A 22,277-nucleotide genomic window follows, 5' to 3' on the forward strand; every position below is an offset into this window, starting at 1 on the left:
GTTGTCATCCGATGTCAGGAAATGAAACAAATAGTGGAAAACGGCCAGCATCTGAATGGCTCATTACGATAAGAAAGGCATAAAAAAACCGGCCAGGTGGCCGGTAAACAGACAGTCCACAGCAAGCGTAACACCGCTGGAACCTGACAGAGCCAACCCCCAAATGATTGGCTCTTCGAAACAAACCGGCCAAGGACCGGCTTGCTTCCACTTCACACGCGAGGTGAAGAATTTACAGCAGAACCCGACGGATATCCGCAATCATTGCCACCAGAGTGGTGAAGAAACGACCACAGTCCGCACCGTTAATGGCACGGTGATCGTACGACACCGCCAGCGGCAGCATATTACGTGGCACAAATTCCTGGCCGTTCCAGACCGGTTTCATCTGCGCCTTGGAAACCCCAAGAATCGCTACTTCCGGTGCATTCACAATCGGAGTGAAGGCTGTTCCACCCATGGCACCCAGACTGGAGATAGTGAAGCAGCCACCTTGCATATCGCGAGGTTTCAACTTGCCATCCCGAGCAGCCTTGATCAGTTCGTTGGCTTCTCTGGCAATCTGGTAGATGCCTTTTTTATCGGCATCACGCAGTACCGGTACCATCAGACCATTCGGGGTATCGCAGGCAATACCAATGTGTACATAGTTCTTGTGAACCATGTGCTCACCGTCATGATGCAGTGATACGTTAAAGCTTGGCTCTGCCCGTAATGCCATTGCCACGGCCTTGATCAGGAATGGCATCGGCGTCAGTTTGATACCGGCCTTCTCGGCTTCCGCTTTCATCGACTTGCGGAATGCTTCCAGGTCGGTGATATCGGCTTCATCAAACTGGGTTACGTGCGGTACATTCAACCAGGCACGCGACATATTGGCCGCCGTCACCTTCTTGATCTTGCTCAACTTGACCATGTCGATATCGCCAAACTGGCTGAAATCAACCGCCGGGATCGCAGGGATACCCGCGCCACCAGTCACCGCTTTGGCAGCTGGTGCCTGTTCCGTACGCTGCAAGGCGTTCTTGACGTAGCTGCGGATATCGTCCTTGGTGATACGGCCACGAATACCGGTGCCTTTCACCTTGGTCAGATCAACACCCAACTGGCGCGCCAGACGACGGGACGAAGGACCAGCGTAAATGTCGTTGGAGACCGTCTCTTCCTCAACCGCAACCGCACCGTTTTCCGAAACCGGTGACACTGCTGGAGCAGCCACTGGCGCAACAGGGGCCGCAGCCACAGGGGTCGGCGCTGCTGGAGCCGGTGCCACAGCAGCCGGAGTCACAGCCTCAGAGGCCGCAGCAGGTTTGAAGACAGCATACAGATCGCCTTCACTGACGGTATCGCCTTCTTTCACCTTGAAGCCGACCAGAATGCCATCTTCCGGAGCCGGTACATCCATGGACGCCTTGTCGGTTTCCAGCACAATCAGTGAATCTTCTGCGCTCACTGCGGTACCCGGAGCGACACACAGTTCGATCACGGTTACACCGTCAGCGCCACCCAGATCCGGCAAGGACAGTTCTATTTCAGCGGCTGGTGCCGCAGGCGCTGCGACCGGTGCAACAGCAGCGACTGGCGTACTGGCAGCAGGCTCAGCTACGGCGGTGGATGCCGGGGCAGCAACACCCGCAACTTCCATCACGGCGTACACGTCCCCTTCCTTGACCTTGTCATCTACCGAGACCTTGAACTCAATAATCTTGCCCGCTTCCGGAGCCGGTACGTCCATGGACGCCTTGTCGGTTTCCAGCACCAGCAGCGAGTCCTCAGCCGCCACCTCAGTATCCGGCTCAACACACAGTTCAATCAGGGTTACTTCATCAGCACCACCGAGGTCAGGGATGGTCAATTCAATCCGCTGACTGGCAGTGCTTGCTGCCGCTGCGGGGACAGCAGCAGATGCCGCTGCTGGCTCAGCAATGGCGGCAGGAGCTGCCGGGGCTTCAGCGGGCGCGCTTTCCACAGCCGCGGTTTCCAGTACCAGAATCGCGTCGCCCTCATTGATCTTGTCACCAACGCTCACCAACAGTTCAACCACGGTGCCCGCTTGTGGACAAGGCACTTCCATTGACGCTTTGTCGGTTTCCAGTACGATCAGATCCTGGTCGACGGTGACGGTATCACCAATCGCTACGGAAATTTCAATAACATCTACGTTTTCAGCACCACCGATATCAGGTACTGCTACAGTCACTTTGCTCATGTGTCAGCCTCCTGTTAAACCGTGGTTGGGTCAGCTTTGTTTTCATCAATACCCATCTTGGCGCGGACTTTTGGCAACTCGGCAGCATCAAACTTGCCTTGTTTTGCCAATTCTGTCAGTGCTGCCAGAACAACGAAGCTACGGTCCACTTCAAAGAAGTGACGCAGTTTCTTACGGGTGTCAGAGCGACCGAAACCATCGGTTCCCAGTACTTTGTAGCTTGTGGATATGTATCCGCGCAATTGCTCGCCATAGGTCTTGATGTAATCCGTGGCAAGAATAACCGGGCCATCTGCCTCAGCCAGCTGTTGGGTAATGTAAGGTACCCGTGCTTCTTTCTCGGAGTTGATCATGTTGTAGCGTTCACAGGCCTGACCATCACGGGTCAGCTCGTTCACACTGGTCACACTCCAGATATCGGATTCAACACCAAAGTCTTCACGCAGAATGTCAGCCGCGGCTTCCACTTCACGCAAAATGGTACCGGACCCCATCAGCTGAACCCGGGCAGCGTCGGATTTTTTACCTTCTTTCAGCTTGTACATGCCTTTGATAATGCCTTCCTCGGCACCAACAGGCATTGCCGGATGAACGTAGTTTTCGTTCATGGCGGTGATGTAGTAGAAGCAGTTTTCCTTGTCTTCGTACATGCGTTTCATGCCGTCCTGGATAATAACGGCCATTTCAAAGCTGTAGGTAGGATCATAGGATTTGCAGTTGGGAATGGTATGGGCCATCAGATGGCTGTGACCATCCTGGTGCTGCAGACCTTCACCGTTCAGCGTGGTACGACCAGCGGTGGCACCAATCAGGAAACCACGAGCCTGGATATCGCCCGCCAACCAGGCCAGATCCCCAATACGCTGGAAGCCGAACATGGAGTAGAACACGTAGAACGGCACCATGGCGCAGTTGCTGTTGCTGTACGCAGTTGCCAGCGCGACCCAGGCAGACATGGCACCGGCTTCGTTGATGCCTTCCTCCATGATCTGGCCTTTCTTGTCTTCTTTGTAGTACATGATCTGGTTGGAATCGTGAGGCGTGTATTTCTGCCCGGCTGAGGAGTAAATACCCAGCTGGCGGAACATGCCTTCCATACCAAAGGTACGCGCTTCATCTGGCACAATCGGTACGATACGCTTGCCGACTTCCTTGTCTTTCACCAGCTGCGACAGTACCCGCACAAACGCCATGGTGGACGATTGTTCACGTTCACCAGAGCCAGTCAGCTGACCCTTGAAGGCTTCCAGCGGTGGTACTTTCAAAGCATCAAAATCGACGCGGCGTGACGGTACAACACCGTTGAGCTTGTCGCGACGTTCTTTCATGTATTTCATTTCAGGGCTGTCTGGTGCTGGACGGTAATAAGGTACCTTGGTCAGCTCATCATCAGACAACGGAATACCGAAACGATCACGGAATTGCTTCAGCGAGTCCTTATCGAGTTTCTTCACTGAGTGCGTCGGGTTGGCGGCTTCGCCGGCATCCCCCAAACCATAACCCTTGACGGTTTGAGCCAGAATCACCGTCGGTGATCCTTTGTTGGCCATGGCTTCTGCGTAAGCGGCGTACACCTTGAACGGATCATGTCCACCACGGTTCAGCTTGAAGATGTCTTCATCAGACATGTCCGAAACCAGTTCCAGCAGCTCAGGATATTTGCCAAAGAAATGCTTGCGGGTATAAGCGCCGCCGTTGGCTTTATAATTCTGTAATTCGCCGTCACAGACTTCATCCATGCGTTTTTGCAGCAGGCCGGTCTTGTCTTTTTCCAGCAGAACGTCCCAATGACGTCCCCACACCACCTTGATGGTATTCCAGCCAGCGCCACGGAAAACGCCTTCCAGCTCTTGCATGATTTTACCGTTACCGCGCACCGGTCCATCCAGGCGCTGCAGGTTACAGTTGATCACGAATACCAGGTTTTCCAGTTGTTCACGGCCCGCCAGTGAGATCGCACCCAGTGTTTCCGGCTCGTCACACTCGCCATCCCCCAGGAATGCCCAGACTTTACGATCACCACGGGAAACCAGATCACGGGCAGACAGGTAACGCATGACGTGCGCCTGATAAATCGCCTGAATCGGGCCAAGACCCATGGAAACCGTTGGGAACTGCCAGTAATCCGGCATCAGCCAGGGGTGTGGATAGGAGGACAGGCCTTCACCGTCGACTTCACGGCGGAAGTTATCCAGCTGTTGTTCATCCAGACGCCCTTCCAGGTAGGAACGGGCGTAAATACCAGGGGATGAGTGACCCTGGAAGTAGATCAGATCACCCAGATGGCCGTCATCGTTGCCACGGAAGAAATAGTTGAAACCGATGTCATACAAGGTGGCAGCTGAGGAGAACGAGGCAATATGACCACCGAGGCCTTCATCGTTGTCGTTGGCACGCATTACCATGGCCAGGGCATTCCAGCGAACCAGCGAACGGATGCGGCGTTCCATAAACAGGTCGCCCGGCATACGGCGTTCTTTATCAACCGGAATGGTGTTGCGATACGGTGTGGTGATCGCTGCTGGCAAGGTGACACCTTTCGCCAAAGCGTGGTCAAACATGGCCTTCAGCAGGAAAGCCGCGCGCTCGGGGCCAGCATGGCGAATGGTTGCGTGGAGTGAGTCGAGCCATTCTTGTGTTTCGTAGATATCGACATCTTGTGTCATACGGAACTCCCATCTTCTTATTCATGCGCCCGGATCAGGCGCGGGTGACGGCCTTGTGAGCCTGGCAGCCCCTAAAATCTGGTCTTGTCTACTGTCTCTTTATACGTATTTGAACGTATGGGCAAGTGACGACAACGGACGCTGTTTTACAGGCTGAAAATTCTTGGTCTCTGGTCGTAATACCCAGTCAGTCTAGAGTACCAATCCCAAGTGACGGGCGACAGTCTGCCGTGTCACAAACAAGAAAACAACGCCTTCTCGTAATTTTTTTACAAAAAGGGTTGTTTATTTCAATCCTGGATAAGCCGACATCAAAAAACAAAATACAGCGCTAAACAGCCCATGATCACTGAACTATAAGCATGGAAAATGACGATAATCACCTAAAACTATAGTTGATTTTGATACCAGAATCGATTTCAGAATAATATTTCAGGCACGTTTCAACTAACTACTGGTAAATAATTTACCGCGCACTTTTTTACGGAACTCGCCGGGTGTTTGTCCCTGCAGGCGACGAAAGATCCTGATAAAGTAACTGCTGTCACCAAATCCCAACTCCTGGGCGATATCCGCCACCGATAAATTGCTGTGCTGCAACAATTCCCTCGCCGCCTGGCAGCGAATGGCTTGCTGGTACACCAGCGGTGTCACCCCCACGACCTGTTTGAAGCGGCGCATGAATTGCCGCTCACTCAAACCGGCCTTGTCTGCGAGCTGGGCCAATGAAAAAGGTTCCCGCAAGTACTGACGCATCCAGCCCTGAACCAGCGCAATACTTTCATCAGCATGATGGGAGTCTTCCCCGTCAGAGTACACCCGGTTTTCAAACGGCTGCCGTACCTCCGGTGAAAACTGCTGCTCAATCTGTAACGCCATATCCCGCCCCCAGGTCTGACCGATAAAATGAATCACCATGTCTGCCCCGGAGTTAACACTGGCAGCGCAATAAATACGCCCGGCCTGAGTCAACAAATGCTGTCGTTGCAACAAAACGTCTGGGTAATCAGCCGCAAAACGATCCTGATAATGCCAATGGGTAGTGGCTGGCTTGCCATCAAGGATGCCACTGGCAGCCAGCAGACAAACCCCGGTGCCAACGGAAATCACACTGGCCCCCTGTCGGTATTGCTCAGCAATCCAGCGAATCACACTGCCGTGTGTCTGCAAGACACGTCGCGGATTGCGCCACAGGGCGGGCACCACCACCAGACTGGTTGATTCAATATCCGCCAGCGCCCGGTCCGGGCAAAGCTTGAGTCCTCCCAGACTCACCACATCTCCCGGCCTGGCAACCCCGGTCTCAATATGGAAGCTGACATTACCCTGACGAGCGACCTGCAAACGGGCGCGTACGGCCTCCAGCATCTCAATCGGAATGGCAATACTGGAGGCCAACATCTGATCAACCAGCAGTACCGTCACATGTTGCAACAAAGTGTCTCCCCCATATCATTGAAAATGGCATTATTGTTTTATCTTTTGTCTATATTAATCTACTTGATCGAATTTCTATCCCCTTAAGATAGGGAAAATTTTCCAGGGGTCTCAACTATGAAAAATCTGGCAGTCATCACCGGCTTTGGCGGCATCAACGCCGCAGGCCGCAGTTCAGGCCACCACGCATTCCGTCGTATGATCTTTGAATCATTGACAGGGGCCAAACGCGAACAAACCCTCACCAGCCTCGCCAGCCTGATGGCCACCAGCGATGAGCACACTATTCTGAACGGCACACTGGTTCGCGAATGGGACAACGTGTCATGGGATGCCAAGGCCGTGCCCTTCCACAAACCATTTAAAGATGAAGAAGGCAACCCCTGCTGGCGTCTGACGCACAAGCGCTTACCGGTACAAAGTGCCGGGCAATTGCCACTGGGTTTTGACCCGGCCACTCTGTACCGCTCATTACACCACCCCCGGGGCTTGCAAATGGCGGTCTATGGCGCATCCGATGCATTGGGATCGCTGGGCATTGAATGGGAAACCCTGTGCCAACAGGTAGGCCCTGATGAGATTGCTGTTTACGCTGGTTCTTCCATGGGCCAACCTGATGCGACCGGCAACGGCGGCATGATGCAAGCGGCATTGCTGGGTAAGCGCACGTCATCCAAACAATGCGCCATGAGCATGAGCCAGATGCCCGCCGACTTTATTAACGCCTATGTCCTTGGCAACGTGGGCACCACTGGCTGCATGACCGCCGCTTGCGCCACCTTCCTGTACAACCTGCGCCTTGCCAAAGACGATATCGAAAGCGGCAAGCGCCGTATTGTGATTGTCGGTAATTCAGAAGCCCCCCTGATGCCTGAAATCGTCGAAGGCTACAATGCCATGACGGCATTGGCGTCCGAACACAAATTACGGGATCTCGACAAGGTCGCAGACACCGAAGACGCTGACTTCCGCCGCGCCAGCCGTCCATTTGGTGAAAACTGTGGCTTTACCCTGGCTGAATCGGCACAGTTTTTTATTCTGACCGATGATAAATTGGCGCTGGAACTGGGGCTGAATATCCATGGCAGCATCGGTGACGTACAGATCAATGCCGATGGTTATAAAAAATCCATTTCCAACCCGGGCATCGGTAACTACCTGACCATGGGTAAAGTCGTCGCCAATGCCCGCCGCCTGCTCGGTGATGATATCTTGCGCAACGGCAGCTTTGTCCATGCCCATGGCAGCAGCACACCGCAGAACCGGGTGACGGAATCCCATATTTACCAGCAGCTTGCCGGGGCCTTCAAACTGGAAAACTGGCCAATCACAGCCGTCAAGGCATACGTGGGCCACTCCCTCGCTGCAGCCTCAGCAGATCAGCTCACCGCAACGCTGGGTACCTGGTCCGAAGGCGTGATTCCCGGCATCAAAACCGTACACACCATTGCCGACGACGTACACCAACAGCAGCTCGAGTTTGTCTTGCAAGACAAGCCGGTTGACCCGGCAGAACTCCCAGTGGCCTTTATCAATGCCAAGGGCTTTGGTGGCAACAATGCATCCGCCATGATTATATCCCCAGCCCATACCCGGCAATTAATAGAACAGCGCTACAGCACAAACGAGATCAACCGCTATTGGCATCGTAACGAACTAGTGGTAGAAACGGCGTACCAATACGATAAGGATGCGATCGCAGGTAAAACCCGGCCACGTTATCACTTCGGTGAACAGGTGTTAGGCCCGGACGACCTGACCATCAGCGATGAGGAAATTTATATCTCCGGGTGGGACAAACCTGTCTCTCTCTGACCCCTTCGGGCGTCAGTGACGGTTTTCTGCCCGGGACAGAAGCCCTGGATCAGGGGAAGATTGGCGAGCAACCGCCCCTGAATTCTCCAGCAGCCAGGCAAAATCTGACAAATTTGCGGCAAAAACCTCATTGCTGAAAGAAAATGATCAGTAGACTATCGGACCGATTCACATACTCAGGCCACAGAAAAAAATGGACTACAAGATTATCTTTGGCGGGCAAGTAGGCGCGGGGAAAACCACCGCAATTGCCGCCATTAGCGATGTACCGGTTGTTAAAACCGAAGCCAAGGCCAGCGATGACGTTGCATTACGCAAAGACACCACCACGGTGGCAATGGATTATGGTCTTATCAATCTGCCTGGTGGGGAAAAAGTCCACTTGTTTGGTACTCCCGGCCAGACACGTTTCAGTTTTATGTGGGACGTCCTGACCGTCGGTGGTCTGGGGCTGGTATTACTGATCGATAACGTGTCAGAAAACCCGATCGATGACATGGTGGTTTATATCGATGCATTCCGTAAATTCATCGATAACAACGCACTGGTAGTCGGCATTACCCGTATGGATATTTCTGCCACACCACCGCTGTCAGCCTACATCAACAAACTGCAGGAAATGGGCATCAATGCGCCCGTCTATGAAGTCGATGCCCGTAAATCAGAAGACGTCGAAGTCATGCTGATGAGCATGCTCTCGATTCTGGAACTGGGCCTCAAGTAAATGAAAGACCAACCTTGCCGGGTACTCAGCCCTGATAAACGACGCCGATCCCAGAAGGAAGTTAAATAATGAACGATGCAGCACCTCATCCTGAAGCGAAACAGATTTTTACTGTTTTAAGCGACATGATTACCAACTCTGAGGGAGCCATATTGGCTACCGCAGCCATGACAACTGATGGCCTGATCATTTCTTCAGCTCTGGGAAAGGGCATTGACAGCGATATATTTGCTGCCATGAGCGCCTCCTTGCTGGTATTGGCGGAACGCGCCTCCCAGGAGGTTGATATTGGCGAGCTGAATCAGGTGATGGTCATGGGCAGCCAGGGAGTCATGCTATTGACCCATATCGGCCTCAACGCCGTACTGGCGGTATCAACAACGCCTTCGGCCAATCTCGGTATGGTATTGCAAGAAACATCCACCGCAGTCAATGCACTGCATGACCTGCTTGGCTAGCCCGATTCCCTGCAGCCACCCAACCAAAGAGTCTGCGTCCGGACTTGCTTTGTAACCACCATCGCACTAGTGTCTGCAAAACCAACCGATTCAGGAACAGCACCACATGATCAAGGTTATTATCGATCGTCGTATCGCGGACGATATGGAATCGACCTATGAAGATGCCATCAAACAAACGCTGCAAGCCATCCTTGAAGCTCCGGGCTATGTCTCCGGGGCCTCTTACAAAGACGCCAAGGATAGCCGTCATCGCATTATTATTACCAACTGGAAAAGCCTGAGAGACTGGGAAGCCTGGGCCATATCCAGTGAACGCAAAAGAGTTATCGCTGCAATCCAGCCGATCCTGATGCGCGAAGAACGGTTCAGCATTCTGACTGCCTGAGCTATCTCCCCAGGCGTTCAGCAAGCCGCTGCTGCATCCATGTCACGGTGGCGTCCAGCGCTTCATCCAGCAAATCCTCGCGGCTTTTTCCCGAACGCCTGGTCGGCTGGAAATCATGATCCCCACTCTCCAGCCAGTGCAGCTCAATAGTGCCCGGCCAGGATGATGCAGCGAATAATGGCTGGATTTCCGCCGCTCGGCCAAACGGATCCCGACTGCCCTGGAAAATCATCAAAGGCACCTGGATCTGTTCAAAATGCTGGACCCTGAGCTGGTGCGGTTTACCTGTTGGATGAAAGGGATAACCCAGTACACTGACGGCCAATACATTGGCTGGCATACCATCAGACGCCGCCAGCATGGAAGCAATACGCCCGCCCATCGATTTACCAACAATCACCACTGGCTTCCCAAGCGCCTCAACGACCTCGCGCAACTCCACAACCAGACCGGCCACTGCTGGCGGTGGACGACGCTTGCCCGCAGCCCGAGCCTGGATCATATAATCAAATTCAACACCGATAACGGTCAGTCCCCGGGCTTCAAAACCCGCTTTTGCCGCGACCAAAAAACCGGAATCAAGGCCTGCACCCGCCCCATGAACCAGTACAACAACCGGATCAGACGGTTTTTTTACTGTTTTGCTATAATTTTTAGCGGTCATTTAGTGTTACCACTTTGGTCTCAAGTTCCATTTTCCGCTACTCGTTGGTGATCGTTTTTGGCTTCATTGCGTTAAGTCAAGATCAGGAAAGACACCCGCCTTATCATAACCGACACCGCCATAAACGCCGTATCACCGGTATTTATAACGGATAACAGCCCGAATAACAGTCGAGCAGGCCATATCATTTAATGATATTAATTCTCAATTACAATGGGCAATCAGGGTACATTCTGCGAATGTTATATCCCTGAAATATCAGACAGTTGCCGGACGTTTATTGCAAAGCGGCAATAACCACCCGATAATGTGTCGCCAAAATTTAGAACCCTCAATCCCACGCTGTTATTGGAATCCAATCATGAGCACAGCAATCGACCATCCCGAATACAACTACAAGGTGGTAAGACAATTTGCCATCATGACGGTTGTCTGGGGCATAGTTGGCATGACAGCCGGTGTATTCATCGCTGCCCAGCTGGCTTGGCCCGCACTTAACTTCGATACCCCATGGCTGTCTTTTGGACGTTTACGCCCATTACACACCAACGCGGTTATTTTTGCCTTTGGCGGTAGCGCCCTCTTCGCTACGTCTTACTTCATTGTGCAACGTACCTGTCGTACCCGGTTGTTTTCGGACACTCTGGCCAGCTTCACCTTCTGGGGATGGAATACCGTCATTGTACTGGCTGCCATCACCTTGCCGATGGGCCTGACATCCACCAAGGAATACGCCGAGCTGGAATGGCCTATCGATATTCTGGTAGCGATTGTCTGGGTTGCTTACGTGGTGAACTTCCTCGGCACACTGGCTATCCGCAAGGAAAAGCATATCTATGTTGCCAACTGGTTCTTTGCGGCTTTCATGATCATGATTGCGATTCTGTATATTGGTAACAACCTGGCGGTGCCAGTCACACTGACCAAGTCCTACTCTCTCTACGCCGGTACCGTTGACGCCATGGTGCAGTGGTGGTGGGGTCACAACGCGGTAGGTTTCTTCCTGACTGCTGGCTTCCTCGGCATCATGTACTACTTCGTTCCCAAACAGGCTGGCCGCCCGGTATATTCCTACCGTCTGTCCATCGTGCATTTCTGGGCACTGATTTCTATCTACGTATGGGCCGGTGCTCACCACCTGCACTACTCTGCCCTGCCAGACTGGGCACAAACCTCCGGCATGGTCATGTCCCTGATTCTGCTGGCGCCTAGCTGGGGTGGCATGATCAACGGCATGATGACGCTGTCAGGTGCCTGGCACAAACTGCGTACCGACCCCATCCTGCGCTTCCTGGTGGTTTCCCTGTCGTTCTACGGCATGTCGACCTTCGAAGGCCCGATGATGGCGATCAAAACAGTTAACGCCCTGTCCCATAACACCGACTGGACCATTGGTCACGTGCACTCCGGTGCTCTCGGTTGGGTTGCCATGGTTTCTATCGGTGCCATGTACCACCTGATTCCGATCATGTTCGGTCGCAAGGCAGGTGACATGTACTCCATTGCCCTGATCAATGCTCACTTCTGGCTCGCGACCATCGGTACGGTTTTCTACATTGTTGCAATGTGGGTAAACGGCATCATGCAAGGCCTGATGTGGCGTGCAGTCAACGCCGACGGTACCCTGACATTCAGCTTTGTTGAGTCTGTCTCGGCGTCACACCCTGGATACGTTGGTCGTGTTATCGGTGGTGCCCTGTTCCTGACAGGCATGCTGATCATGGCTTACAACGTCTACATGACGGTTCGTGCAGCCAAGAAAGACATTGCCGCCACGGCAATCGCTCAGGCGTAAGGAGTTATTCAGATGATTAAGCACGACACTATCGAACAAAGTATGCCGTTAATGGTAATACTGATCGTCATCGCTCTTAGCTGGGGTGGATTGGTTGAAATTGTTCCTCTCTTCTTCGCCAAAGACACCAACACACCGGTTGAAGGCCTGAAACCATTAAATGCGCTGCAGCTGGAAGGTCGCGACATCTACATCCGTGAAGGTTGCCATGTATGTCACACCCAGATGGTTCGTCCATTCCGTGCTGAAACCGAGCGTTATGGTCCTTACTCTGTGGCCGGCGAATCCGTGTATGAGCATCCGTTCCTGTGGGGCTCCAAACGTACTGGTCCAGACCTGGCTCGTGTTGGCGGACGTTATTCCAACGAGTGGCACCGCGCTCACTTGTATAACCCCCGTGACGTTGTACCTGAGTCCATCATGCCGTCTTATCCCTGGTTGTTTGAAGACAAGGTTGATGGCCGTGATACACCGAAAAAGATGAAAGCCCTGCGAATGGTCGGCGTGCCATACACAGATGAAGACATCGAAGGTGCTAAAGCGGCAGTTAATGGCAAACCTGAAATCGAAGCCCTGGTTGCGTATCTGCAACAGCTGGGCACAGTGATCACTAAACGGTAATCCCATGGATATTAACGACGTGCGCGGGCTAGGTTCGATCTTTGCTCTGGTTGCAATGCTGGCAATCTTCTGGTGGGCCTATGGCTCCAGCCGGAGGAAACGTTTTGAAGAAGATGGAGATATTCCATTTCTTGAGGATGACGACGGCCTTCCCATGCACGGCGATAAAGATCGGAGCAAGTAATTATGTTAAGTACTTTCTGGCAAGTATGGATTTCCGTCATCATATTGGGATCCATTATTAGCTGTGGTGTGCTGATCACGTACACCAGTCGCGGCATGCGCAAAGAAGAAACCGACCAGACCACCGGTCATAGCTACGACGGCATTGAAGAAATTGATAACCCTCTGCCTCGCTGGTGGGTGTTCATGTTCTGGGGCACCATTATTTTTGGTCTCGGCTACCTGGCTTCTTTTGGCCTGGGTAACTACAAGGGCTTCCTCACCGTTACTGTTGACGGGCAAGAAGTGGCCTGGAGCCAGGAAAACCAGTGGAAAGCCGAAGTCCAGGCGTTTGAGAAAGAAATTGCACCTCTTTATGCCCAGTACTCATCGACCCCGATTGAGGAACTGATCCATAACGACGATGCATTGCAAACTGGTCAACGCCTGTTCAAAAGCAACTGCTCGGTCTGTCACGGCAGTGGTGCCAAAGGTGCACTGGGCTTCCCCAACCTGACCGACAATGACTGGTTGTACGGTGGAGCTCCAGCACAAATCACCCAGACCATTACCAATGGTCGCCAGGGTGCCATGCCTGCCTGGATCGCGATTCTGGGCGAGGAAGGGGTTACCGAAATGGTCAGCTATGTACGTAGCCTGTCCGGCCTGAAGCATGATGAAACGCTGGTGGAAGCAGCAGCGCCCAAGTTCATGCAAAACTGTGCCATTTGTCACGGCGCTGATGGTAAAGGTAACCAGATGATGGGTGCGCCAAACCTGACCGACGAAATCTGGTTATATGGTGGTTCCAGTAAACAGATTGAAATGACTTTGCGTCATGGTCGTAACGGTAATATGCCAGCTCACAAGGAAATCCTTGGTGACAATGCAGATGCCAAAATTCATCTGCTGGCTACCTACGTGTATTCACTGTCTCACCAGTGATTCATGATTGTCGCAACCAGCCTCTCACACCAACACGATGTTGAGTTGTGACAATGAACAGGAAAAAAGCGGCCATTGGCCGCTTTTTTTAGATATATCAACCGTATACGAACTATATAATCACACCATTATATAGATTTGCTGACGCTCCCGAAGGTGCCCGTTTGAGGCGCCACCTGCTACGCCAGCCAACACAAGCAACCAAGGTGATTAGCTGCCATGAGTAACATCCCTGTCAAAGACGTCACGCCGAAAACCGAGAGCATGTACGCCAAGCGTGAAAAAATATATGTCCGGGAAATTATCGGTTTTTTCCAGAAACTGAGAACCTACAGCCTATGGGCATTAATGCTAGGATACTACGGCACCGTATGGATTAACTGGGGCGGTCGCCAGGCCGTCTATTTCGACTTGCCCGCACGCCAATTCAATATCTTTGGTGTTACCTTCTGGCCCCAGGATTTTATTCTGTTGTCCTTCGCACTGATCATTGCAGCCTTTGGCCTCTTTACCATCACCAACCTGGCAGGAAGGGTCTGGTGTGGCTACACCTGCCCCCAGTCAGCCTGGTCGTTCCTGTTCATGTGGATAGAAGAACGGGTTGAAGGCAGCCGTAACCAGCGTATCAAGATGGACAAGGGCAATATGTCCCCCAGCACAATGCGTAAAAAAGCACTCAAGCACACCCTATGGCTCTTTGTTGCACTGGCTACCGGGGTCACCTTTGTTGGCTACTTCTCTCCTATCCGTGAATTGATACCGGATATGTTGTCAGCCGACCTCAATGGCTGGGAAATATTCTGGATCGCATTTTTCACCCTGGCTACCTACATTAATGCTGGCTGGATGCGTGAACAAGTGTGTATCTACATGTGTCCTTACGCTCGTTTCCAGTCTGTTATGTACGATGCCGATACTCTCGCCGTATCCTACGACCTGAACCGTGGCGAGCCACGGGGCAAACGCACCAAAAAAGCCAAGCAAGAGACCGACACCAGCCAGCTGGGCGATTGTGTCGACTGCTCCCTCTGTGTTCAGGTCTGCCCCACCGGCATTGATATTCGTGATGGTCTGCAATACCAGTGTATTGGCTGTGCGCTCTGTATCGACGCCTGCGACTCCATTATGGACAAGCTGAACAAACCCAAGGGGTTGATACGCTACACCACCGAAAATGAGCTGGAAGGCCAAAAAACGCACCTTATGCGCCCCAGACTGCTGGGTTATGCCTTTATGTTGTTGGTGATGATGGGAGCCTTTGTCTATGCCATTGCCAGTCGGGTGCCGTTTGAACTGGATATTGCCCGGGATCGCGGCAGCTTGTACCGCGTTACACCGAACGATACCGTCACCAATAGCTACACCCTGAAAATGATGAATATGTCGCAGCAACCGCGTACCTATCTCCTCAAGGTTGAGGGACTGCCAAACGCCACCATGGATGCTCCAGACACCTACAACATTCGGGTTAACGAATTGCGCGAGATCTCCGTCAACCTTGAAATTGACCCGGCAATCGCCAAATTACCATCCAGTAAAACCAATATTGAGTTTATTGTGGTAGACCAACAAAGCGGCGAAGAAGTCGCCCGTGAAGAAAGCCGCTTTATCGCACCAAGAACCTAGTCAGCCATCAGGCGACTATCGGCTTGCGCCAGAAAATCCATTCTGGCGCAGCAATGTCACTCCAAAAGCCTGTTGTTAGATCAACTGCATCCAATTCTGCCATTGATCGGACAACGGGAATGACAAAGTTGCTAGAGAGTCGCCGTCCAAGTGGTTACACTTGGGCGGCTTTTTTTTCGGGCAGTGGAACTCAAAAGCAATACCATACCCAAACAGACCCTGCCAGCAGTCCAGACCCAGAGAGCACTATGAAATCAGATACCCAGCCAGCCCAACCCTGGTACAAAGAGCCATTGATGTGGCTGGTTGCCGGAATTCCTGCCGTTACCGTTTGCTGGGGTGTTGTCATGATTACCCTGGCGGTCAGCAGCAAGGATTCACTGGTAAGCGACAGCTACTATAAAGACGGTGTCAGCTATACCGAAAATGTCGAAATGGACCATCAGGCCAGCCGTCTGCAGATCCGTAGCAGTCTGGTGTTTGCCAATCATGAAGCCCGCCTGGTTCTCGACGGCCAGCTGGAGCAGGAGCCAGATACCTTATTGCTGGAACTGATCCACCCAACCCTGCAAGAGCGGGATCTTGAAATCATTCTGCAGCGCACAGAGCCCGGGCTTTATATTGCCGCCGCCGATATACAACTGCCATCCCGGCGTTATGTCTGGTTACAAAGCCCGGATCAGGGCTGGCGGATACGCTCCACAGAACAGCTGGAATACAGCAAGGTCGTACAACTGAACGCCCAATGACAGAGCATGCCAATAACACCCGGTGCTTTCACTGTGGTGAAAACGTCAGCCCGTCTGACGAAAAACGCTGGTCAGCCCTGATTGATGGTCAATCACAGCCCATGTGTTGCCCGGGCTGCAAGGCCATTGCCGAAACCATTGTCGCCAGCGGCCTGAAAGACTATTACAAGCACCGCACCGCGCTGCCAGAACTGTCTCCCGCCGAACTGGACGACCATGAACTGCAAGCACGGGAATCACTGGCGCTATACGACAGCGAGGCCATGCAGCAACGTTTTGTTGCCCGGCTGGACAATGGTATGGCAGAAGCCACCCTGGTGATCGATGGTATCAGTTGTGCAGCCTGTGCCTGGTTAATCGAACACCGTCTGAATGCGCTACCCGGCGTTGACCAGGCCGTCCTCAATCTGTCCAACCACCGCCTGGTGGTACGCTGGGAACCAGAGAAAATACCGGTTTCCAGTCTGATCGAACAAATTTACCGCCTTGGTTACCGCGCCTCCCCTTTTTCTGCAACCGCTGCCGAACAGCAACGTCATATCGAAGGCAAGCGCAGCATCCGCCGTCTGGCGGTTGCTGGCATCGGCATGATGCAGGTAATGATGCTGGCCGTCCCCCTGTATGTGGGCATGGTGCCGCAATACGAATTTTTTATGCGCCTGGCCTCCATGTTACTAACATTACCTGTGGTGCTGTACGCAGCCTGGCCTTTTTTTGAAGCCTCAATCCGGGACCTCAAAACCCGCCACCTGACCATGGATGTACCAGTTTCCCTCGCGATTGCCCTGGCATTTTGTGCCAGCATCTGGAGCACGTTCAACCAAGGCAAAGAGGTTTATTTTGACTCGGTCTGCATGTTCACCTTCTTTTTGCTGCTGGGCCGCTTTCTGGAAATGCGCGCCCGTCATCGCATGGGAAAATCCGGTAACAACCTGCTGACGCTGCTGCCCAACGTCGCTCTGAAACTCAGTGACGACACCCCAAACGCCACCGAAACGATTATTGCCAGCGAAGAAGTCAGACTGGGAGATTTGCTGCTGATCAAGCCAGGTCATGCCATTCCTGCCGACGGCGTTGTGATCCAGGGTCGCAGCTCCGTCGACGAAGCTGCCCTGACGGGCGAATACCTGCCCGTCACCAAACGTAATCAGGATCACCTGATTGGCGGCACCATCAATATCGAAAGCCCGATTATCATGCAGGTCACAGCCACTGGAGCGGAAGCCCAGCTGTCGACCATTGTTCGCCTGATGGATCGGGCACAGCAGGAAAAACCCCGAATAGCCCTGATCGCCGATCGGATTGCCAGTCGTTTTGTTGCCGCCGTCTTGCTGATTTCGTCGGCTGTTTTTCTGTTTTGGTGGCAACAGGGTAACGATCACGCCTTTTTTATCGCCTTGTCGGTACTGGTCGTCACCTGCCCTTGCGCCTTGTCGCTGGCAACACCAACGGCGCTGACAGCGGCCACCGGCGCGCTACGAGAGGCCGGATTACTCATCAGCAAAGGCCACGTACTGGAATCCCTCCCGACCATCGACCGGGTAGTATTCGATAAAACCGGCACCCTCACCCAAGGCAAGCTCACCATTGAAGACGTCGTTCTGGCGGGGGAACTGGACAGCGACCAGGTACTCGCCATTACCGCCGGACTGGAAAAATCCAGCAGTCACCCGATTGCTCGCGCTTTTCGCCGGATTCGTCCCGACACCGTCACCGAGGTCCAGCAACACACCGGGGCTGGCATTCAGGGGCAATGGCAGCCAACAGCAGAACAGTCATATGCCGTCCGCTTTGGCCGCCCCGACTTTGCCTTGCCTGACCACTCCTCACTGGATACCAGTCAGTTGAACCATCAGGAAGGGCAATGGCTGCTGCTCAGTGTCGACGATCAGGCTGCAGCCTGGATCCGGCTCGGGGACAGCATCCGAAAATCCGCCACCAGCCTGACCCAGGGCCTGCGCCAACGCAAAATCAAAACAGCCTTGCTCACCGGCGACCCCGGCGCTTCAGGTCAACAACTGGCAACACAGCTAGGTATTGACGACGTCCAGATCGGCTTGTCACCCGAACAGAAGCTACAACAGGTACGCCTGTGGCAACAGCAGGGAGAACGTGTATTAATGATTGGCGATGGCATCAACGATGTCCCGGTACTGGCTGGGGCCGACATTGCCATTGCCGTCAGTGACGCCACGGACCTGGCCAAAACCAGCGCCGATGCCCTGGTCACCAGCGGCCGCCTGGACTGTGTATTACAGGCTCTGGACACCGCCAGCCGTACCCGCCAGGTGATCTACCAGAATATCGCTTGGGCGCTGCTGTATAATCTGCTGGCCTTGCCAGTGGCAGCGGCAGGTTATATTCCTCCCTGGGCCGCAGCCATTGGCATGTCATTCAGTTCGCTTTTGGTGGTCAGTAATGCGCTGCGACTATCCCGGACGACCAAACCGGATGTATCCGGTCACAATTAGCACACTCAGCCACAAGGCCAGATTATAATGGCTTCCACTCGCTTGGTTTGATGGACATAACATGGATATTATCTACATACTTGTTCCACTTTCGATCGTCCTGATCAGCATTGCCACGCTGATTTTTTTCTGGGCAGTGCGCAGCGGCCAGTTTGATGATATGGAATCTCCGGCTCACAGAATTCTCTTTGATGACGATGACGATCCCGCAAGCACCCAGCCCGCAGCAACCGACACAACACCAGCACCCCATACCACGGCAACCGATAAAAACCCATTGTGATTGAACCACTCTCCCTGTTAACCGCCCTGTTGCTGGGCCTGTTTGGCTCCAGTCACTGCCTGGTAATGTGTGGCGGCATTGCCGCCGCCATTGGCACCCGCTCACAACAACAACCGCTACTGACAGCACTGGCTTTTAACAGCGGTCGTATCACCAGTTACGCCTTTGCCGGCCTGCTCGTCTCGCTGCTTGGCTTATGGCTACAACAACTGAATGATGTACTGATGCTGGCATTACGTACACTGGCCGCCATACTGCTGGTGCTGATGGGGCTCTACGTTGCCCGCTGGGCAAGCTGGCTCACCCGTATCGAACAAGTTGGCCAATATCTATGGCAAAGGCTGCAGCCTGCTACCCGCCCCTTGATGACACAATATTCGATCAGCAGTCGCTTTCGCCTTGGACTGCTATGGGGCTGGCTCCCTTGCGGACTGGTATACAGCACTTTGAGCTGGGTCGCCGCCAATGGTGATCCCCTCAAAGGGGCACTGACCATGTTCTGCTTTGGCCTTGGCACACTGCCTGCCCTGTTCGCCAGTGGCCTCGCCGCCACCAGCCTGAGCCGATTACTCAGTCACAGCCTTAGCCGTATCATTGCCGGACTGTTACTGATTGGTTACGGCGTTTGGACTGCAGCAGCCATCTGGTTATAGTAGCCAAGGTCGTTATTGATCAGCGACTGATCATCCGTTGACAATACCTTGACTCAATACCTTGACCAATGTCTTGACAGCCACTCGTCGAGCTAAGACCATACGAAAATTAATGGAACACGGTTCTTCCCTACATAACGGAAAACCCGACACGGTGAGCTCAATGAAAACAAACCAAGCTGCACAGCCTGCGCACCCTCCCTTGCGCGGTAATCAACCCCACTGCCAGACTTGCTCCCTGAACGCACTGTGTCTGCCACTCTCGCTCAGTGACACAGATATGGAGCGACTGGACGATATCATTCGCCGTGGCCGACCCATTCAAAAAGGCCAGCTGTTATTCCAGCAAGGGGATGAATTCCAGTCCGTGTTTGCGGTACGTACCGGTGCCCTGAAAACCTACACCCTGGCCAGTAATGGCGAAGAACAGATCACTGGCTTTCATCTCGCCAGCGAACTGATTGGTCTGGCCGGTTACGATGCCGGTGATTACCCTCTCACCGCCAAAGCGCTGGAAACCACCACCGTCTGTGAAATTCCGGTTCATCAGCTGGAAAACCTGACCGACGAACTCCCCGACCTGCGCAAACAGTTGATGCGCACCATGGGCAACGAAATTCGTCACGACCAGAACATGATGTTGCTGTTGAGCAAAAAGAACGCCGAAGAACGTGTTGCCTCGTTTTTGCTGGATATCTCCAACCGTTACGCTCGACGCGGTTTCAGTGCCACCCACTTCCGCCTGCCCATGTCGCGGGTCGACATCAGCAACTACCTTGGCCTCGCGGTAGAAACCATCAGTCGGGTATTCACCCGTTTCCAGAAAAATGCCCTGATCGAAACCCAGAGCAAGGAAATCATCGTTCTGGACATGAACAGCCTGTATGAAATGGCCGGACTGAACCCACAAATTGAATGTGACGAAAAAACGCCAGCGGAATAATCCCGCACAGCGTGCCGTTACCCTTCTCAGCGGTAACGGCAAAAACCCCTTATATCCTTGTTTCTGTGCCCAGTTTCATCCCTGAACCCGCTAACCGGCCACTGCGTTGTTATTGGCTGGCAACAGTTACTGACGCCAGCCAATCTATTCGCTAGAATTTGCCGCCTGATTTTTAGCCAGTGTTCCGCCCCAGAATGCTCAGGAGTTTTCCAGCATGACCGCCGATGTCATTGATCGCAAAGCACGCACCGAATTCAACAAACTTCATAAACGTTTGCGCCGAAACGTTGGCAAGGCGATTGAAGACTATTGCATGATCGAAGAAGGTGACCGGATCATGGTATGCCTGTCGGGCGGCAAAGACTCCTACACCATGCTCGATATCCTGATCAGCCTGAAAAAAAGCGCCCCGGTCAACTTTGAGCTGATTGCCGTCAATATGGACCAGAAACAGCCCGGCTTCCCCGAACACGTGTTACCCGAGTATCTGGGCAAGCTGGATATTCCCTATCATATTGTTGAAAAAGACACGTACAGCGTGGTCATGGATCTGGTGCCGGAAGGAAAAACCACCTGCGGCCTGTGCTCCCGCCTGCGTCGCGGCACCCTCTACGGCTTTGCTGAAAAAATTGGTGCCAATAAAATCGCCCTGGGCCATCATCGCGACGACATCATTGAAACCTTATTCCTGAACATGTTTTACGGCGGCAAACTCAAAGCCATGCCACCCAAGCTGCTCAGCGACGATAAAAAGCACGTTCTGATCCGCCCACTGGCCTACTGCAAGGAAAAAGACATCCAGGCTTATTCGACCGCCATGGAGTTCCCAATCATCCCTTGTAACCTGTGTGGCTCCCAGGACAACATGCAGCGCCAGAACATCAAGAATATGCTGACCGAATGGGAAAGGGTACAACCAGGCCGCAGCGAGAATATCTTTGCTGCCATCTGCAATATCGCCCCCTCCCAGCTCGGCGATCTCAATCTGTTTGATTTTGTCAATTTGCAACAACAACAAGACCAGACGCACCTGGCCACCCGACTCGATATCGTCACCATCGATTAAAGGCGCGTCCCGGCCCCTGGGCAGCTCCTCACCAGACAGCGCACCCAACCTTCAAGGGAGAACCATGGATACCAATATCATCACCCCTGAGGGGTATGCAGAGCTGGAGCTGGAGCTGGATTATCTCTGGCGAACTGAACGCCCGGAAGTCACCAAAAAAGTGACCTGGGCAGCGAGTCTGGGCGACCGTTCTGAAAATGCCGACTATCAGTACAACAAAAAACGGCTGCGAGAGATTGACCGCCGGGTGCGCTATCTCAGAAAACGGCTGGACGCTGTACGGGTCAGCGAATACCACCCCAGTCAGGAAGGCAAGGCCTATTTTGGTGCCTGGGTTACCCTGATGGACGAAGAGGATAACACCTTGCTTTTCCGTATCGTTGGCCCGGATGAAATCTACGGCAAAAAGCATTATGCCTCTGTTAATGCGCCGGTTGTCAGAGCGTGTCTGGGGAAGTCCGTCGGTGATGATGTGTTCATCAAAACAGAAGAAGCAACCCGGGAATGGGAAATCACCGCCATTCGTTACGATACCCCGTTATAACAAGAGACGAGGTTGACCGCTGTTCTGATCCAGAAACCGGCTGGAAGCTGGAATCCGT

At 53.2% G+C, this 22,277-nt stretch carries 20 protein-coding genes; 16 read left to right on the top strand and 4 right to left on the bottom strand.

What is annotated here, in order from left to right:
* Window positions 1–232 precede the first annotated feature (232 nt).
* The 3 genes from aceF to Q8W22_RS00100 all read right to left on the bottom strand — a co-directional run bounded on the left by aceF (window position 233) and on the right by Q8W22_RS00100 (window position 6,312).
* On the bottom strand, window positions 233–2,209 hold the full coding sequence (gene aceF, locus Q8W22_RS00090; protein ID WP_305451290.1) for a pyruvate dehydrogenase complex dihydrolipoyllysine-residue acetyltransferase: 1,977 nt from the start codon (window positions 2,207–2,209) through the stop codon (window positions 233–235).
* A 14-nt stretch (window positions 2,210–2,223) separates the two neighbouring features.
* Window positions 2,224–4,875: a pyruvate dehydrogenase (acetyl-transferring), homodimeric type gene (gene aceE, locus Q8W22_RS00095; protein WP_305451291.1), complete on the bottom strand. Its 2,652-nt coding sequence runs from the start codon at window positions 4,873–4,875 to the stop codon at window positions 2,224–2,226.
* A 447-nt stretch (window positions 4,876–5,322) separates the two neighbouring features.
* The gene (locus tag Q8W22_RS00100) at window positions 5,323–6,312 is read right to left on the bottom strand and encodes a GlxA family transcriptional regulator (protein ID WP_303434284.1); all 990 of its coding nucleotides are present in this window, start codon (window positions 6,310–6,312) and stop codon (window positions 5,323–5,325) included.
* Window positions 6,313–6,429: 117 nt separating this feature from the next.
* On the opposite strand from Q8W22_RS00100, the gene Q8W22_RS00105 reads away from it, so the two are divergent.
* From Q8W22_RS00105 to Q8W22_RS00120, 4 genes are all read left to right on the top strand, one after another.
* Window positions 6,430–8,127, top strand: coding sequence for a beta-ketoacyl synthase (locus tag Q8W22_RS00105; RefSeq protein ID WP_303434285.1), 1,698 nt, complete (start codon window positions 6,430–6,432; stop codon window positions 8,125–8,127).
* Window positions 8,128–8,320: 193 nt separating this feature from the next.
* Window positions 8,321–8,851, top strand: coding sequence for an ATP/GTP-binding protein (locus Q8W22_RS00110; protein WP_303434286.1), 531 nt, complete (start codon window positions 8,321–8,323; stop codon window positions 8,849–8,851).
* A 68-nt stretch (window positions 8,852–8,919) separates the two neighbouring features.
* The gene (locus Q8W22_RS00115) at window positions 8,920–9,309 is read left to right on the top strand and encodes a roadblock/LC7 domain-containing protein (protein WP_303434287.1); all 390 of its coding nucleotides are present in this window, start codon (window positions 8,920–8,922) and stop codon (window positions 9,307–9,309) included.
* 106 nt (window positions 9,310–9,415) lie between these two features.
* The gene (locus Q8W22_RS00120) at window positions 9,416–9,697 is read left to right on the top strand and encodes an antibiotic biosynthesis monooxygenase (protein ID WP_303434288.1); all 282 of its coding nucleotides are present in this window, start codon (window positions 9,416–9,418) and stop codon (window positions 9,695–9,697) included.
* 1 nt (window position 9,698) lies between these two features.
* Here Q8W22_RS00120 and Q8W22_RS00125 read toward each other — a convergent pair whose 3' ends face one another.
* Window positions 9,699–10,361 carry an alpha/beta fold hydrolase gene (locus Q8W22_RS00125; protein ID WP_305451292.1) on the bottom strand — a complete coding sequence of 221 codons (663 nt, stop codon included), beginning with the start codon at window positions 10,359–10,361 and terminating at the stop codon, window positions 9,699–9,701.
* A 361-nt stretch (window positions 10,362–10,722) separates the two neighbouring features.
* Between Q8W22_RS00125 and ccoN the strand changes: the two genes are divergently transcribed.
* From ccoN to greB, 12 genes are all read left to right on the top strand, one after another.
* Window positions 10,723–12,156: a cytochrome-c oxidase, cbb3-type subunit I gene (ccoN, locus tag Q8W22_RS00130; RefSeq protein WP_303434290.1), complete on the top strand. Its 1,434-nt coding sequence runs from the start codon at window positions 10,723–10,725 to the stop codon at window positions 12,154–12,156.
* 12 nt (window positions 12,157–12,168) lie between these two features.
* Window positions 12,169–12,777, top strand: coding sequence for a cytochrome-c oxidase, cbb3-type subunit II (gene ccoO / locus Q8W22_RS00135; RefSeq protein WP_370693306.1), 609 nt, complete (start codon window positions 12,169–12,171; stop codon window positions 12,775–12,777).
* 4 nt (window positions 12,778–12,781) lie between these two features.
* The gene (locus tag Q8W22_RS00140; RefSeq protein ID WP_303434291.1) at window positions 12,782–12,961 is read left to right on the top strand and encodes a cbb3-type cytochrome c oxidase subunit 3; all 180 of its coding nucleotides are present in this window, start codon (window positions 12,782–12,784) and stop codon (window positions 12,959–12,961) included.
* Window positions 12,962–12,963: 2 nt separating this feature from the next.
* Window positions 12,964–13,884 (top strand): cytochrome-c oxidase, cbb3-type subunit III, encoded by a 921-nt coding sequence (gene ccoP / locus Q8W22_RS00145; protein ID WP_303434292.1) that lies wholly within the window; start codon window positions 12,964–12,966, stop codon window positions 13,882–13,884.
* A 219-nt stretch (window positions 13,885–14,103) separates the two neighbouring features.
* Window positions 14,104–15,510, top strand: coding sequence for a cytochrome c oxidase accessory protein CcoG (gene ccoG / locus Q8W22_RS00150; RefSeq protein ID WP_303434293.1), 1,407 nt, complete (start codon window positions 14,104–14,106; stop codon window positions 15,508–15,510).
* A 248-nt stretch (window positions 15,511–15,758) separates the two neighbouring features.
* Complete coding sequence (locus Q8W22_RS00155; protein WP_303434294.1) at window positions 15,759–16,259, top strand: FixH family protein; 501 nt, start codon at window positions 15,759–15,761, stop codon at window positions 16,257–16,259.
* Window positions 16,256–18,730, top strand: a complete 2,475-nt coding sequence (locus Q8W22_RS00160) for a heavy metal translocating P-type ATPase (protein WP_305451293.1) — start codon at window positions 16,256–16,258, stop codon at window positions 18,728–18,730. Before Q8W22_RS00155 ends, Q8W22_RS00160 begins: the two co-directional genes overlap by 4 nt.
* A 61-nt stretch (window positions 18,731–18,791) precedes the next feature.
* Window positions 18,792–19,013, top strand: a complete 222-nt coding sequence (gene ccoS / locus Q8W22_RS00165) for a cbb3-type cytochrome oxidase assembly protein CcoS (RefSeq protein ID WP_305414873.1) — start codon at window positions 18,792–18,794, stop codon at window positions 19,011–19,013.
* Window positions 19,010–19,666, top strand: a complete 657-nt coding sequence (locus tag Q8W22_RS00170) for a sulfite exporter TauE/SafE family protein (protein WP_303434297.1) — start codon at window positions 19,010–19,012, stop codon at window positions 19,664–19,666. The genes ccoS and Q8W22_RS00170 overlap by 4 nt, the downstream gene beginning before the upstream one ends.
* 163 nt (window positions 19,667–19,829) lie before the next feature.
* Window positions 19,830–20,609, top strand: a complete 780-nt coding sequence (fnr, locus tag Q8W22_RS00175; protein ID WP_303434298.1) for a fumarate/nitrate reduction transcriptional regulator Fnr — start codon at window positions 19,830–19,832, stop codon at window positions 20,607–20,609.
* 214 nt (window positions 20,610–20,823) lie between these two features.
* Window positions 20,824–21,675 carry a tRNA 2-thiocytidine(32) synthetase TtcA gene (gene ttcA, locus Q8W22_RS00180; protein WP_305451294.1) on the top strand — a complete coding sequence of 284 codons (852 nt, stop codon included), beginning with the start codon at window positions 20,824–20,826 and terminating at the stop codon, window positions 21,673–21,675.
* Between the two features lie 64 nt (window positions 21,676–21,739).
* Window positions 21,740–22,219, top strand: coding sequence for a transcription elongation factor GreB (gene greB, locus Q8W22_RS00185; protein WP_305451295.1), 480 nt, complete (start codon window positions 21,740–21,742; stop codon window positions 22,217–22,219).
* Window positions 22,220–22,277: the final 58 nt, after the last annotated feature.

This window comes from Oceanobacter sp. 1_MG-2023, assembly GCF_030689025.1.
GTDB lineage: Bacteria > Pseudomonadota > Gammaproteobacteria > Pseudomonadales > Oceanobacteraceae > Oceanobacter.